The sequence below is a fragment of the Paenibacillus psychroresistens genome, assembly GCF_009728935.1.
GTDB classification, from domain to species: Bacteria; Bacillota; Bacilli; order Paenibacillales; family NBRC-103111; genus Paenibacillus_AC; species Paenibacillus_AC psychroresistens.
In genome coordinates, this window is record NZ_CP034235.1 from 7,793,147 (window position 1) to 7,807,820 (window position 14,674).

Annotated in this window: 14 protein-coding genes; 6 read left to right on the forward strand and 8 right to left on the reverse strand. The window is 42.1% G+C overall.

Annotation, left to right across the window (positions count from 1 at the left end; genetic code table 11):
- Positions 1-65: 65 nt before the first annotated feature.
- Entirely contained in the window at positions 66-1,130 is a 1,065-nt protein-coding gene (gene rlmN, locus EHS13_RS34970) for a dual-specificity RNA methyltransferase RlmN (RefSeq protein ID WP_155704834.1), read from the reverse strand.
- A 238-nt stretch (positions 1,131-1,368) separates the two neighbouring features.
- Between rlmN and EHS13_RS34975 the strand changes: the two genes are divergently transcribed.
- Positions 1,369-1,560, forward strand: a complete 192-nt coding sequence (locus tag EHS13_RS34975; protein ID WP_155704835.1) for a DUF2524 domain-containing protein — start codon at positions 1,369-1,371, stop codon at positions 1,558-1,560.
- An 84-nt stretch (positions 1,561-1,644) separates the two neighbouring features.
- On the opposite strand, the gene EHS13_RS34980 is transcribed toward EHS13_RS34975, so the two are convergent.
- Complete coding sequence (locus tag EHS13_RS34980; protein WP_405083538.1) at positions 1,645-2,301, reverse strand: glycosyltransferase; 657 nt, start codon at positions 2,299-2,301, stop codon at positions 1,645-1,647.
- Between the two features lie 204 nt (positions 2,302-2,505).
- Between EHS13_RS34980 and EHS13_RS34985 the strand changes: the two genes are divergently transcribed.
- The 4 genes from EHS13_RS34985 to thrC all read left to right on the forward strand — a co-directional run bounded on the left by EHS13_RS34985 (position 2,506) and on the right by thrC (position 7,751).
- Positions 2,506-3,708 (forward strand): quaternary amine ABC transporter ATP-binding protein, encoded by a 1,203-nt coding sequence (locus EHS13_RS34985; RefSeq protein WP_155704836.1) that lies wholly within the window; start codon positions 2,506-2,508, stop codon positions 3,706-3,708.
- Positions 3,708-5,447 (forward strand): glycine betaine ABC transporter substrate-binding protein, encoded by a 1,740-nt coding sequence (locus tag EHS13_RS34990; protein ID WP_155704837.1) that lies wholly within the window; start codon positions 3,708-3,710, stop codon positions 5,445-5,447. Before EHS13_RS34985 ends, EHS13_RS34990 begins: the two co-directional genes overlap by 1 nt.
- 81 nt (positions 5,448-5,528) lie before the next feature.
- Positions 5,529-6,260: a YybI family spore inner coat protein gene (locus EHS13_RS34995; protein ID WP_155704838.1), complete on the forward strand. Its 732-nt coding sequence runs from the start codon at positions 5,529-5,531 to the stop codon at positions 6,258-6,260.
- A gap of 102 nt (positions 6,261-6,362) precedes the next feature.
- The gene (gene thrC / locus EHS13_RS35000; RefSeq protein ID WP_155704839.1) at positions 6,363-7,751 is read left to right on the forward strand and encodes a threonine synthase; all 1,389 of its coding nucleotides are present in this window, start codon (positions 6,363-6,365) and stop codon (positions 7,749-7,751) included.
- Between the two features lie 99 nt (positions 7,752-7,850).
- On the opposite strand, the gene EHS13_RS35005 is transcribed toward thrC, so the two are convergent.
- The 5 genes from EHS13_RS35005 to EHS13_RS35025 all read right to left on the reverse strand — a co-directional run bounded on the left by EHS13_RS35005 (position 7,851) and on the right by EHS13_RS35025 (position 11,739).
- Positions 7,851-8,699 (reverse strand): KilA-N domain-containing protein, encoded by an 849-nt coding sequence (locus EHS13_RS35005; protein WP_155704840.1) that lies wholly within the window; start codon positions 8,697-8,699, stop codon positions 7,851-7,853.
- Between the two features lie 156 nt (positions 8,700-8,855).
- Complete coding sequence (locus tag EHS13_RS35010; protein ID WP_155704841.1) at positions 8,856-9,605, reverse strand: putative bifunctional diguanylate cyclase/phosphodiesterase; 750 nt, start codon at positions 9,603-9,605, stop codon at positions 8,856-8,858.
- Positions 9,541-10,560 carry a sensor domain-containing diguanylate cyclase gene (locus tag EHS13_RS35015; RefSeq protein ID WP_162463405.1) on the reverse strand — a complete coding sequence of 340 codons (1,020 nt, stop codon included), beginning with the start codon at positions 10,558-10,560 and terminating at the stop codon, positions 9,541-9,543. Before EHS13_RS35015 ends, EHS13_RS35010 begins: the two co-directional genes overlap by 65 nt.
- A gap of 115 nt (positions 10,561-10,675) precedes the next feature.
- Entirely contained in the window at positions 10,676-11,065 is a 390-nt protein-coding gene (locus EHS13_RS35020; protein ID WP_155704843.1) for a group I truncated hemoglobin, read from the reverse strand.
- A 209-nt stretch (positions 11,066-11,274) separates the two neighbouring features.
- Positions 11,275-11,739 carry a group I truncated hemoglobin gene (locus EHS13_RS35025; protein ID WP_227013707.1) on the reverse strand — a complete coding sequence of 155 codons (465 nt, stop codon included), beginning with the start codon at positions 11,737-11,739 and terminating at the stop codon, positions 11,275-11,277.
- Positions 11,740-11,912: 173 nt separating this feature from the next.
- Here EHS13_RS35025 and EHS13_RS35030 point away from each other — a divergent pair, with 173 nt between their 5' ends.
- The gene (locus tag EHS13_RS35030) at positions 11,913-12,599 is read left to right on the forward strand and encodes a response regulator transcription factor (protein ID WP_155704844.1); all 687 of its coding nucleotides are present in this window, start codon (positions 11,913-11,915) and stop codon (positions 12,597-12,599) included.
- A gap of 54 nt (positions 12,600-12,653) precedes the next feature.
- On the opposite strand, the gene EHS13_RS35035 is transcribed toward EHS13_RS35030, so the two are convergent.
- Complete coding sequence (locus EHS13_RS35035) at positions 12,654-14,672, reverse strand: hypothetical protein (protein ID WP_155704845.1); 2,019 nt, start codon at positions 14,670-14,672, stop codon at positions 12,654-12,656.
- Between the last annotated feature and the right edge of the window lie 2 nt (positions 14,673-14,674).

Below are 14,674 nucleotides of genomic sequence, written 5' to 3' on the forward strand. Positions count from 1 at the left end.
ACTAATTCGAACACAAAAAAAGCTTCCAGAGATAACTCTCTAGTAGCTTCTTTATTTATCCCCTATTAACCAACCGTAGCTTTTATTTGCTTACTTCTTAGCTGCCCACATGCTGCATCAATATCTGTCCCATGCTCAAGGCGTATCGTACAATTGATATTTTGCTTTTTCAAAGTATCATAGAACGCCATCACGGATTCATGCTCACTTCTTTTATACTGGCTATGTTCATCCACAGGGTTATAAGGTATTAAATTAACCTTAGCTAGTTCCCGCCGATCGCCAATTAGTGCGGTAAGCCCCAATGCATGCTCCCGCTGATCGTTCATGTCTTTGATAAGAATATATTCCAACGTAACCCGCCGATTTGTTTTAGCTAAATAGTAATCGATGGATGCCATTAATTTCTCTAATGGGATGGCTCTGTTTATTTTCATAATCCGCGTTCGCAGCTCGTTATTGGGTGCATGTAAAGAAATCGCTAAATTCACCTGTAAATCCAAATCAGCAAATTCAATTATTTTATCGGCAAGGCCGCTGGTGGATACGGTGATATGTCTTGCACCTAGAGCAAGCCCTTTTTGATCTTTAACAATCTGCAGGAAGTCGACCAAATTCTTGAAATTATCAAACGGCTCGCCAATCCCCATAACAACAATATGGCTTACATTTTCATTAAGCTTTGCTAGATCGAGATGCTGCTGGACCTTCATAATTTGTTCGACAATTTCACCAGCGGATAAATCACGGCTTTTAGGCAATAAACCGCTCGCACAAAAGCTGCAGCCAATGTTGCAGCCGACTTGGGTCGTGACACAAACCGACAATCCATATTTATGGCGCATCAATACCGTTTCAATCAGATTGCCATCCTTAAGCTTAAATAGAAACTTAATCGTTCCATCCGCAGATTCCTGCTTCAAATGCTCATCTGAGGTTTGAATGACATAATGCTCAGCCAATAACTTCAGACACTCTGGATTTACATCGATCATCTCTGAGAATTCCGTTACCCGCTTCCGGTAAAGCCAATCCCAGACCTGGGCTGCGCGGAATTTCTTATGTCCATGTCCCTCAAGCCACTCTGTTAATCTTTCAAGCGTTAATCCATATATGGAGTCCTTATTCATGCTTTACCCTCTTTTCAAACTTAGAAAATCCGTTATCTTCAAAATTACACACCCGAAGCCTACAGTCTTTTTATTATCCCAAAAAATATTTATTAAAACAAGGGGCAAGCTCCATTACCACTCTATTAGCCGAAAGGTAATATATGACTACAAGAATGAAGTTAAAACCTGCTAATTGAATAAGATAAACGAAACTCTCCATAATAAGCTAGTACCCATTAACGAATGGAGGACTTTTATGATGGATAATCTCGAGAGTAATTATGACTGTGCCGATGCAGGCGGTGATCTCCATAAACTTAAGCAGGAGCTTGCTATGCATCGTGGACGCCCTATTGAAAACCAGCAGTCCCAAGAAATGATTAGTCGGCTTGAGAATCAAATTTCGTTCATCCTGAACAAGTGTGATATCAATCATTCGTCTGAATAAGCGGATAACCGGTTACGATGTCATACACTCCAATTAGGAAAGAGACCCTATCTCATGTGATTGGGTCTCTTTTCCCTTTTTATTTCATTTAAAGCGATCTGGGAATTGCTGAATAATGCCTTTGGTAAGAGTATCCGCCAGCACCGTTATATGGGCTTCGCCTTTATCAAAAGCTTCGATATCTGCATCCCAATCCTTTTTGATCCTTGCAGTCGCAGCATCGGTAACTAACTGTAGATGCATATACAACAGCTCTTTCAGAACCTTTTCCGACCAATACGGGTTAGCGCTGCTGAGGAACTTCGCCAAATCATCCGCGTTTCTATACCAATCTTTATTGTATTTTTCCACATCCGCTTGATTTCCAGTTTTAGCTGCGTCTACTATTTTCCCAGCAAGTAGAATGTGCTCTTTCAACAGCTCAGCTAGTTTGTTGCCCGCTGCCTCTCCATAATAAGGCTTTATCGCATCGCCAATATCCTGTTGATTCTTCAAAAGCCTTGCCAGCACTTTTGCTTGATCATCCAAGCCTGCAACGGCGCTAACTATGTAGTTTCGCGTCCATAAAACATGGTCAAACCAAAGCTTTCTCATGCTTGCTTTAAGCTGAACCATCGATTGGGTCATACACTGCTTGTGCTTGGCAGCTTGAACGTTATCTTGGGCTTCAGCTTTTAATGGGGTCACACTGACAATGAGGAACATAGCCAAAAAGGTTAGCTTCAACAATACTATTTTCAAATATACCTTCTCCTTCTAAACACGAATTGGACTTACGTCCTGTTATATTATGGACAACCCGACTCATTTCATGCACGAGCGGTTTAGGACCTCATGTTTCAGCTTTAGCATTTATGTCTATACTTATTAGATGGCTTTTACGATCGGAGAGGAAATTGTCGAGTTAAAGAGAGGCTGGTTTCAACTAAACAACAGGAGGTAACTATGCATATTGTTGAAGTCAATAATCTGACTAAGGTTTTCGGACAAGATCCCAAAAAGGCGCTATTACTGCTTGATAAAGGATGGTCCAAAAAGAAAATATACGAAGAAACAAAGCATACTATTGGTGTCAATAAGGTCAATTTAACCATACAGGCTGGAGAAATTTTCGTGATTATGGGATTGTCGGGAAGCGGTAAATCTACTCTGGTACGTCTATTAAATCGTCTTATTGAACCCACCGCTGGAACGATTCTCATTGATGGGGAAAACATTGTATCGATGAACCATGAACAGCTTCGTCAAGTTAGGCGCAGCAAAATCAGTATGGTCTTCCAGAAATTCGCCTTGTTTCCACATAAAACAATCATTGAGAATGTGGAATTTGGGTTGGAGATTCAAGGTGGCTCCAAGATAGCCAATCGGCAGAAAGCTCTGGAATCTTTAGAACTTGTCGGCCTAAAAGGCCTAGAGGATAGCACTCCCGATCAACTAAGCGGGGGCATGCAGCAACGGGTTGGGCTGGCACGCGCTTTAGCGAACGATCCAGAAGTACTGCTCATGGATGAAGCGTTCAGCGCATTGGATCCTTTAATTCGTAAGGATATGCAGGATGAATTGCTGGAGCTCCAGGATAAAATGAAAAAAACTATTATTTTTATCACCCATGATTTAGATGAAGCCTTGCGAATCGGTGATAGGATCGCACTCATGCGAGACGGCTCTATTGTCCAGATTGGAACACCGGAAGAGATATTAAAGAATCCAGCGAACAAGTATGTGGAAAGATTCGTAGAGGATGTCGATCTATCCAAAGTGTTAACGGCTGCCTATGTAATGCGCAGACCTGAAACAATCACCCTCGAACGAGGACCTAGAGTGGCCCTGCAGCTAATGCAGGATAATGGGATTTCCAATCTGTATGTAGTGGACAGAGCAAAACGGCTTATTGGCGCCATTACTGCCGAGGATGCCGTTACTGCTGTTCGGGATGGTAAAACAATTGAGGATATTGTCATTCGGGACGTCCCTATAGTTCCCCCTGACATCCATTTGAATGAATGCTTTGAACTTATCAGCAGCGCAAAAATTCCGGTAAGTGTGGTTGATGGAAATGGCCGATTACTAGGTATTATAGTTCGTGGTGCTGTCCTAGCTGCTATCGCAGGCACCCATGAGACCAGTGACAAGCAGGTGAACCCCTAATGTTCATCAAAATCCCTTTGGATCGCTGGGTTGAATCCATCATCAGCTGGTTAAATATCCACTTTGCCTTTCTCTTTGATTTCATCTCATCCATCATTAGCGGGCTTGTAGGCGGATTCACTTTGCTGTTTCATGCTTTTCCCGCTCTTATAGTTATCATCTTCCTAACGCTTCTTGCCTATTACTTCGGTAGATGGCGGCTTGCGCTATTTGCTGCGCTCGGACTGCTGCTTATCCTAAATCTAGGCTATTGGGAACCCACTATGGACACATTAGCATTGGTTTTAACCTCTGCCTTAGTTTCAATTGTTCTCGGACTTCCCCTCGGAATCTGGTGTGCCAGAAATCACTCTATCCGTAGTACGCTGACCCCGCTGTTAGATTTCATGCAGACGATGCCGGCATTTGTTTACCTTATTCCAGCGGTTACTTTTTTCGGGCTTGGCGTGGTTCCAGGTGTTATCGCCTCGGTTATCTTCTCAATCCCGCCGACTATTCGTTTAACAAATCTCGGTATTCAGCAGGTACCTGCTGATTTAATCGAGGCTGCGGATGCATTTGGTTCAACCCCCTATCAGAAGCTCTTCAAAGTACAGTTTCCATTAGCTCTGCCGACTATATTAGCTGGCATCAATCAGACCATCATGCTGAGCTTGTCTATGGTGGTTATTGCCTCCATGATCGGAGCTCAAGGTGTTGGAGCAGATGTATATCGGGCAGTGACTCAGCTAAAGACGGGACAGGGGTTTGAGGCTGGACTTGCTGTTGTAGTTTTGGCTATCTTGTTGGACCGCCTGACACAAAACGTCATTGGAAAGAAAAGAAAAGTGAACAAATCTTTCGCATTAAAAAAACCACTGGTGATCACAGCCATAATCGCTTTCTGTGTAGTAGCATTCGTTGTAGGGATACAGAAGAAATCTCCTAGCTCAACAGGTGATTTTGTTGGTGAGCAGGTCGATTATAGCATTATAGGCATTGATCCCGGTTCTGGTTTAATGAAAGCTGCGGAAACCGCGCTTCAAAGCTATGATCTAACCTCTTGGAAGCTAATTGAAGGTTCAAGTACGGCAATGACTATCGCCTTGGACAAGGCCTATAAGGAAGGCAAGCCTATCATCGTGACCGGCTGGACACCACATTGGATGTTTTCCAAGTACGAGCTTAAATATTTGGCGGATCCAAAAAACGTATTCGGCGGAGATGAGGAGATTCACACGATTGTACGTCTTGATTTGCAAGCTGATCAGCCTTCGGCATACCAATTCCTCGATAATTTCGAGTGGAAGCCTGCCGACATGGAACAGGTGATGGTAAAAATTCAAGAAGGACAGAAGCCAGAGGAAGCAGCTTCACAGTGGGTGGAGGCTAACCCTGATAAAGTAAATGCATGGATCAAAGGTATTCCAAAAGCGAGCGGCAAAAAACTAAAGCTGGCTTATGTAGCTTGGGATTCTGAAATTTCCAGCTCCAACGTGGTTAAATGCGTACTAGAAAGTAAGCTTGGCTACCAAGTGGACATGCTTCAGGTCGAGGCTGGGCCGATGTGGGCTGGAATTGCCAGCGGTGATGCTGACGCTATGGTTGCAGGCTGGCTGCCAACTACGCATAAAGACTATTATGAGAAGTTTAAAGGTAAATTCGATGACTTGGGACCCAACATGATTGGAACCAAGCTTGGTCTAGTCGTTCCAAAGTATATGAACCTTGCTTCCATTGAGGACCTGATTCAAAAATAACAAATAAGCTTAGCTGCACTATCAAATAGGCTTCCGCATACGATGAAAAAACTAATCCAATCGTATACGGAGGTCTTTGTAATGAATCGGCCACATAATAACCTGATTTTGTTGGATATGAAGCAAGCGGATGTAAATGGAGATGGAATAATCGATCATGTCTATTTATACGGCAACAAAGCAGATGACTCCTCTGGAGGATTCACTGATCACATAACTCTTATCATTCAGAATGGCCATTCCCATACTCAAACAACCGTTAACCTCCCGAATAATGCTGGCTATAACGGCAGGCTGTTCCTTGGCGATTTCAATAAAGATAAAATAGCCGATATTCTAGTAACTATCGATTCAGGCGGAAGCGGCGGATATATCAGTGCTTATGTTTATTCGTTTAAAAATAACGTTTTACGTAGACTCTTCGATGTGGACAGCTATAATAGTTACTTTCAATTCGATGTGCATTTTGAAGACTACTATCGAGTTAGTATAAGAAGCCCTCAGCTTGATGTACTTTTTATATTGGACATTAGTAATAAAGGACATGATTATTTAGCCCAATATTACAATGAGAATGGAACGTTAAAAACACCGACCACAGGTGGGGTGCTTGCTCTAGGAGCGCTTTATCCGATTGCTACAGATTTGAAAACAATGAACTATGATTTACTAGCCTTGCAGCGAATCATTGGAACCGTTAATGCGGACACACTTGGGTATGTCGAAAACCTTTTAACCTGGGATAACACTCATTTTATTCCCGCTAGATTAGCGGTTTCGATCCTTCCTTCTAAGTTGATTGCGCATTATTGAAATATTAATAAGAGATATACAAAATTCTTTAGCAAATTATTTGTTCTGCCGTGTTGATTTTGATAAACTAGGTACAAACTTATTTGTCTAAGGGGAATCATAATGGATTATGTAAGCACGCGCGGAAAAGTTAAAGAAATCGGCTTCATGGATGCCGTTTTAATGGGATTGGCTGATGATGGGGGCCTCATTATACCCAAGCATATTCCACAAGTGACAACGGAAACACTTGGCAAGTGGCAGCAGCTATCCTACTCAGAGCTTGCTCTGGAAGTTTTTTCACTCTTCATCCAGGATGAGATCCCACGTAACGATTTAAAGGAATTAGTCGATAATAGTTATTCAACTTTTCGTGATCCAGCTGTAACTCCACTACACAAGCTCAACGATGAGTTATATGTACTTGAGCTGTTCCATGGCCCGACTTTTGCTTTTAAAGACGTTGCTTTGCAATTCTTGGGCAACCTGTATGGCTACATCTCACGTAAAACCGATTCGATCATTCACATTCTCGGAGCAACCTCCGGCGATACAGGAGCTTCAGCAATTGAAGGTGTACGCGGCAAAGAGGGCATTCGGATTTGCATTCTTCACCCCCATCAGAAGGTAAGCAAGGTGCAAGAGCTGCAAATGACAACAGTCGATGATGCCAATGTTTTGAATTTAGCTGTTGAAGGTACTTTTGATGACTGCCAACGTATCATTAAAGAGCTTTTCGCCGATGTGGACTTCAAGCACCGTTATCATTTGCGCGCTATCAACTCGATCAACATCGCTCGCATTTTGGCCCAAACCGTGTATTATTTCTACGCTTACTTGCAGCTTTCCAAAGAAAACAAAACGGATAAGCTTAATTTCAGCGTTCCTACTGGGAATTTTGGCGATATTTTTGCTGGTTATCTTGCTCGTAAAATGGGGCTGCCGATCCATAAGCTCATTCTTGCAACTAACGAGAATAATATTCTTGAGCGATTTGTACGTGAAGGTGTATATGAACCCGGAGCCTTCCGCGGTACCTACAGCCCATCTATGGATATCCAAGTTGCCAGTAATTTTGAGCGCTATTTGTTCTACCTCTACGGAGAGGATGGGCAAGCTGTTTCAACGATTATGCAGCAGTTCAAAGATACAGGGCGAGTTGTTATCCCTGCTGACAAGCTCCAGCTCGTACAAGCTGACTTTGTTGGGTATAGCGTAGAGAATGAAGAGTCTTTAGATACCATCCGAACCTATTATGATAAATATAATTATTTGCTCGATCCGCATACAGCTTGTGGAGTTGCTGCAGCTGATAAAATAACTGCAGACAATGAAGTAACCGTTGCTTTATCAACCGCTCACCCTGCCAAATTCGATGAATCCATACAATTGCGCAGCATTGAACAGGTATTTCCACAGCAAATTCAAGCCCTGTTCAATAAACCACAGTTTCAAACGGTTGTTGGAGGTACGAACAACGAAATCCAGGACCAGCTGGAGAAGTTTTTCTGAAGAGGCTGATAAGTAATTACTGACAAAAAAAGAACCCTGACTGACTGAGGGTTCTTTTTTGCGAGCAAGGCATTTTCGATTTTTAGCTCATTTATTTGTTTAATTAAGAGATTCTAATTTCTTAACACTTAAATTATCCAATAGTGAGTGTAATTGACCAATTGCAATTCGGTTTAATTTAATTAAGCGTTCTTGTTGGGACAAACCTTCTTTAATATATTCTGCGTTTAAGCTCTCTATATTGGATAATACTATTAATTGGTGCAAAGTTGCATAATCTCTATGGTTTCCCTCTAAGTTAGGATTCTCTTTCCGCCACTCTTTGGCTGTCTTGCCAAACAACGCGACATTAAGTAAGTCTGCTTCCGTAGCGTAAGTAATGCCTTGATGTGCTTTTGAGACATTCTCTGGGATAAGGGTTAACTTGATTGCATCTGTATGTATTTTGTAGTTGATCTTAGAGAGTATTCGATTAACATTCCAATTTAACGCATGACTGTTATTCTCTTCTGCTTTTAATCGTTGATAATCTTTAATGATATACAGCTTGAACTCAGCGGATACCCACGACGCAAATTCAAAAGCAATATCTTTATGGGCGAATGTGCCTCCATATCTACCAGACTTGGAGACCAGCCCGATTGCCTGGGTATGGGTAATCCATTTTTGAGGGGAGAGTACAAAGCTATTCGCACCAGCCTCATTTTTAAACTGGTCGAATTCGACCAGTTTAAAGTTTGAGTTGTACATCTGTTCCCACAATCCCAGAAATTCAATCGTGCTTCGGCTACGCATCCAATTCTTTACTAAATCGGCCGGAAATTCCGGGTTTTTAAACTTAGCAATATCCGTCAAGGAGATAAAGTCATCTTCATTTCCTTTTGATAGTACAGATATTTCAGTACCATTCGCATTTATAGATGATTTCTTTTGTTTAGACTCAGCCACTCTAAAACACCTCCACTGCGGTTTGTATATTAGTACTCCATTTTTCCGCCAACTTCCATAGTTCTCTAGACATATTCCACAGTTCTACTGAAAATTCCTTTTTTCGATAGATTACCTCCCAAGGTGCACAGGAATTTTAGATATTGGAGTTTAGATTTAGCACCCAACCCGCATAGGCATAAAAAAGTCCTCTTCCACATTGATAGCGGACAGTGCAGCACTGAAGTAATAGCCTTGAATTTCCATACATTTCATTTCTGTGAGGATTTCAAGCTGCTCTCTCGTTTCAACTCCTTCTGCAATTACATCCATTTTAAGATGATAGGCCATTGCTATAATAGTTGAAACAATCTGTCTATTGCTTTCAGTTTGTGCAATTCCTGTTATAAATGATTTATCGATTTTTAATTTATGGATGCGAAGCTGCCTTAAGTAGCTGAGTGAGCTATAGCCTGTACCAAAGTCATCCAGACTGATTTTGATGCCTAAATCGGATAGTTTTATTAAATTTTCAGATGACCCTTCGATATCCATCATCATACTTTCGGTTATTTCCAGAACGAGATATTGGGCCTCTAAGCCAGTCATTTCAAGAATTTGCTTGATTTTATCGACAAGGTTTAGCTGATGGAACTGGTTGGCTGATAAATTAACCGCTACTGGAATAAGTGGCCCGCCTGCATCCTGCCATTCTTTCATCTGTCGGCAAGCTTCGCGCAGCACCCAATCGTCAAGCTCATAAATAATCCCAGATTCCTCAGCAAGCGGAATAAACGCGCTCGGCGGCAAGAAACCTTTTGTAGGATGATTCCACCTAAGAAGGGCTTCAACCCCAATCATCTTATGATCCTTGGTCTGGATTTGGGGCTGATAAATAGATTTGTAATTCTCCACGGTCAATCGCATTTCTTAAATCGCCTTCAAGTACAAACTTCTCCAGCTCCTTTTTGTCCATTCCTGTGGAATAAAAGTGGTAGTTGTTTTTACTCTTTTTTTTCACTGCATACATAGCGATATCTGCATTCTTCTGCAATTGCTCTGCATCCAGACCGTGTTCCGGGTAAATCGCAATTCCGATACTAGATGACATATGAAACTCACTATCCTTCAAAAGATAAGGCTGCTGAATTTCGTTCATAATCCGTTCAGCCATAAGCGAATATTCCTGCAAGCTGTCACCATCACAGATCAGAGTGAACTCATCTCCCCCCATCCTCGCGATCGTTACGGCATATCCTTCTACACTTTTGCTAATTCGTTCGCTCACCATTTTCAAAAACACATCGCCATAGGCATGTCCTAGTGAATCGTTGATCAGCTTGAAACGATCCAGATCAATCGCCATAACAGCGAATCCAGATCCGTTAAGATAACTGGTCTCTATGATTTGAGAAAGCACTAAATTAAATAGACGCCGATTAGGAAGCCCTGTTAATTCATCATGGAAGGCTTGATGGCGGATATGCTCCTGCGAGTGTTTTTCCTCTGAAATATCTTTAACGATAATATGGTTTCCAATCCGTTTCCCATTACGTTCAACAGGAACATTTACAAATCTTAATTCTATAGAAGTTCCATTGGATCGGAGGAAGGTCTCTTCAAAGCTTTGAGGCGCTTCATGGAAGGATCTATAAAAGGCATCTATTAATTTCTCACTTTCCATTTCTTTGAGATTCAACTTAAGCTTAGATAGGTGTCTATGGATATAATCCGTTTGCTTGGTTTCTGTGATTCTTAAGATTGCAGGATTGACCCCAATGATTCGGCCATTGCAATCAATAGAGATAATGCCATCCGAGTTATTCTCATATAACGAGCGAAACCAGATCTCATTCTTATCGATTAGATAATGATTAGGCAAAAAACTTCTATATATTTTGGATAGTAATTTTCCTATTAGGGTGAAGCTCAGCATCCATAACCTTGTTACAATCCCTATGAAACCTATTCCAAAAACCCAAAAATTCCTGCGACTCCTATAATAAATGTGCATAGCTATTATTTACCCATTTTTTAATGGATCCCTGGTTGCTTGATGGAGCGATCGTACCGACAATTTGCCCTATGTGTGTCTCATGTACCCCAAAATAGATTAGTGCATTAGATAAATGCTTGGCAATCGTCTGATAATGAACAGGCTGTAGATTCAATTCCGGATTTTCTTTAGCCATCGTTGCAGCAGAGGCCGTATTGGAACTGCTGAGAATAAGACTGATAAATTTCACTTGATGCTTTCTTTGTTGCTCTTTATCTGGGCTAGTAAAAAAATGTTTAATCGTATTGTCTGTAAGTACCTGCTGATAAAAGTATTTAACCAATTTAGCAATGACGATTTGGCCGCCAAATTTATTGTGCAATTTTTCCATAGTTGATTCCCCCTTCAGGTGATAGCTTTATATTAACCGAGGGGGTCCGGTTGAGATATACTCGAAAATTGAGTATATTGCGTTTCAGAGTTAGAATTAAGCGGATAATTGGGGATGTGGCACATAAAATAGAGGGATTACAGACGTTAGGCGGTCAGCAGGGAAGCAGAACGCCTACACTATACGAGTATTATTAGAGGTTTTAAAGACTATTCTAGAGTTGGAGCTATGGACGCACGGAGTGGTCTAAACATGACCATCACGCTTTCCGTATCCTCTGCGGACACACCTGCATAGAGTAAGGAAGCTGCCAAATGGTTAAGCGTTAAATCATAGTGCTCCGGCTTGATATTCAAACCCTTATGAGATTCACTTAAGCTCTGACCGGAATAAAAAGTTGGACCGCCTAATGCAAAAGAAACAAAATCCACTTGATGCTTCGCTAAGCGATTCATATCAATATCTTGAAAATAAGGCCTAAGCTGTTCATCCTCCAAGACCAAATTATAAAATTTCTCAACTACAATTTGGATAGCTTCTGGTCCACCAAATTTTGCGAATAAATGCGGCGGTGGTGCTGGCTTCTCGGGTTCGAACTCAAAATCTACATCCGTATCATCGTCATCCATATCAAATTCAAACTCAATATCATCATCCTCTAGCTTATCGTTCATCTTCAATGACATCCTTTCTAGAAAATTTTTCATATTTGCACACTACTATGGTATAATATCCCTATCTAAATAGGTGATTTCATTATACCTAACGACCGTTCGGATGGGAAGTTTATTAATCAACAATATAAGGCTTAGTTAAACAAATAAATTAGTAGACAGAAGGAAAATATATGAATCGAATTAAGATTTTAGTGTGCGACGGAGATCCCTTGTTTCGTGACTCTATTGCAGATTTGATCGGGAAGGAGCCTGATTTCGAAGTTGTTGGCATTGTAGGCTACCGCCATCAGCTTGTCAGCGCTATTCGCTCACTTGCGATTGATGTAATTGTTTTGGAGCTTGCGACTAGCGATCTCTACGGTTTTAATGGCCTTGAAGCCGCTATCGAAGTGAAAGCAGCACGCCCTGAATTGCCGATCATTATTATCTCCAATATTGAGGATGAAGACATGATTTGGCATGCTTTTGGTTTCGGGAAAGCAACTAACTTTATCGTCAAACAACATTATATGGACGTTCCGCAAGCCATCCGCGAGGTTGGTAAAGGTACCGCAAGCGTTCATCACTCTGTTTCCAGCAAGCTGTTAAAGCGCATGCTTCAATCCTTCCGTGTTGGTCTGAAGGATCGTTTGACCCCACTTCAGCTTGATATATTAAAGCGCCTTGCAGATGGACAGAGCACTAAGGAAATGGCGGAAGCCCTTTTCTATAATGAACAGACCATTTATAACGAATTATCTAAGGCTGCCAAGCTTTTCCGCACTGAATTTCCTTATGTAGAATGGCTCCAGCTGCGTAAACAACGATCCGGTCAATTAGCCGAATTTGCCGGACAGCTAGGCTTATTGGATGCTTAAAACTAAAGCGTCAATCATCTGCAGATTTGCAGTTGGTTGACGCTTTTTCGCTCGCTAGCTTTGATAGAAGATTCTGCTTTTCCAGCCAGCAATAGTATCTATCGAAAGTATAATCTCATCATCCGATTTCTTATATGCACTTTCTGGCAGCAAGACACTGCTTCCATCAGCCATCAATTCAAATACTGGACCATGACTTGCCGGATATCTCAATTTCGCTTCAAAAATGCCCGTATCGTCAAAGGAAGTGTTCAGCAGCATAACTAACCAACGGCTTTGGTCCTCTGCATGCTTGAGAAAAGGAACCACCCTTAGGCTGCGGTCAATTACAATCGGAAGTCGTCCATAGGTAAGCCAATCACAGATTTGCAGGAGCTGTGTTCTTTTTACTGCGGAGTGAATACTCACCCATGGCACATAGCCTTGAACAGCAACCCGACCGCCTAAAGTATTCTCATAAACGGTAGAAGTGGGTCCCAGCTCATCTCTTGTAAAGCTAATAAGTTTGCTCAGAATTCTGACTTCATCATTTAGCGGCTTTAAGATATAACCCAAGCCTTTATACATGGAGTTGCGCGCGTCTCTCTCCTCGCCTTGATTGCCCGTATTTAAGGGATCATCCGTTAGAGATTCAAAAACTCCGTTATCGTAGGTTCTTTCAATAGCTACTCCACAGTATTCACCTAGGCCTAGCTTGGTTAAATATTGCAATGTCCTCCCGTCCATTAATACTCCCCGACTAAGCATTTCCTTCAGCTCAGCGGTTGTGTAGCCTTCTGCCATAGTACCTGCCAGAATAGTCCCGCATGTTGAATTCACATCCATACTCAGTGGAATACCTATTTCGCTAAGCACGTAAGCCGTCGCCGCATTGTCTACAGTGACAGTTTCAAACCAATTGCCATTCTCCACATTTCGTCTCGCTTCATACAAAGGGGACAGCGCTGGAAACAAGCCAGCCGTCTTGTATTTCCCGGCAATTCGTTCGATCTCGCTCCATAACTTCTTGCTCGCTTGAATACCACGCATTAATTCATCATATTCCTTAAGTGAGCCTCGCTCGCCTTTAAGTGCATCGAAGGCTATCCCATTCGCCCCGGCCATAATAGCCGCTGTACATTCCAAAATTGTAATGTGGATGGATTTAGCCAATCTCTGGAACGGGAAATTCTCAAGCTCATAATGGATATCTCGCACAGAATCAGGGTATAACGAGATTTGGCGGTTAATCTCATGAATTTTGCGCACAAAACCAAACGGCTTGCTGTCTTCAAAAAAACCACCGCCAGGCCGGGCTTTTACAGCCTTTAGCGCCTTAAACCATCTTGCGAAGTCAACACCGGAATAAGTGGATATGCCTAAGCTTACTGTCATAAGACCAAGCTCGATTGTTTCATCCACACTATGAACAGCTTCCGCTATATGCACAAGCAATCGTTCAATGGTTTCGATATTCTGCTGAATCCAGCGCTCCCGATAAAGGCCGCCACCGCTCGCATTCAGCTCGCTTACAAGCTGCTCTCTGGTGAATTCGTAATTATGATTTTGATTATAAATCTGCAAGCATTCCGGACAGAAGCAAGCATATTCCACTCCAAGAGCAAACATTCGAATGTCATCATCTACCCAGATAAACTCTGGCTTAGCCTGTGCAGTAAGGATATATTTTTGGGCAATATAAGCGCGGAATTCTGCCGAATTGGGACAAAAACTGCTGGTTGAGACACTCCCATCAGGGGCCATAGCGCCTTGATACGGCAATGCGGGCAGCCAATCCCAAGCCTCAGGAAAGTGGCCCAAGGTCGCCAGCATATTGCTGCCAACGTTTTTGAAACCAAGCGCCCGCAGCCGTTCAGTACGATTATCGATGATGGAGCATATAGCACCAAATTTATCCAGCGGGTAATAACCATAATGCCAATATTCCGTAAAAATTGCCAGCTCATCTATACAGTCTCTATGCTCTAACAGAAATGCAATCAGCTGTTGAAATTGCTCCTCATCCTCATATCGGTTAACGACAATCCGAAAAGACAGCTTCAGCCCGTTGTCCAATACATACCGTTTCTCCATGC

What these genes read in the sequence shown, in the direction of transcription:
- rlmN (WP_155704834.1), bottom strand. Translation starts at nt 1,130, where the DNA reads ATGAATAAGGACTCCATATATGGATTAACGCTTGAAAGATTAACAGAG.
- EHS13_RS34975 (WP_155704835.1), top strand. Translation starts at nt 1,369, where the DNA reads ATGATGGATAATCTCGAGAGTAATTATGACTGTGCCGATGCAGGCGGT.
- EHS13_RS34985 (WP_155704836.1), top strand. Translation starts at nt 2,506, where the DNA reads ATGCATATTGTTGAAGTCAATAATCTGACTAAGGTTTTCGGACAAGAT.
- EHS13_RS34990 (WP_155704837.1), top strand. Translation starts at nt 3,708, where the DNA reads ATGTTCATCAAAATCCCTTTGGATCGCTGGGTTGAATCCATCATCAGC.
- EHS13_RS34995 (WP_155704838.1), top strand. Translation starts at nt 5,529, where the DNA reads ATGAATCGGCCACATAATAACCTGATTTTGTTGGATATGAAGCAAGCG.
- thrC (WP_155704839.1), top strand. Translation starts at nt 6,363, where the DNA reads ATGGATTATGTAAGCACGCGCGGAAAAGTTAAAGAAATCGGCTTCATG.
- EHS13_RS35010 (WP_155704841.1), bottom strand. Translation starts at nt 9,605, where the DNA reads ATGCGATTGACCGTGGAGAATTACAAATCTATTTATCAGCCCCAAATC.
- EHS13_RS35020 (WP_155704843.1), bottom strand. Translation starts at nt 11,065, where the DNA reads ATGGAAAAATTGCACAATAAATTTGGCGGCCAAATCGTCATTGCTAAA.
- EHS13_RS35025 (WP_227013707.1), bottom strand. Translation starts at nt 11,739, where the DNA reads ATGAACGATAAGCTAGAGGATGATGATATTGAGTTTGAATTTGATATG.
- EHS13_RS35030 (WP_155704844.1), top strand. Translation starts at nt 11,913, where the DNA reads ATGAATCGAATTAAGATTTTAGTGTGCGACGGAGATCCCTTGTTTCGT.
- EHS13_RS35035 (WP_155704845.1), bottom strand. Translation starts at nt 14,672, where the DNA reads ATGGAGAAACGGTATGTATTGGACAACGGGCTGAAGCTGTCTTTTCGG.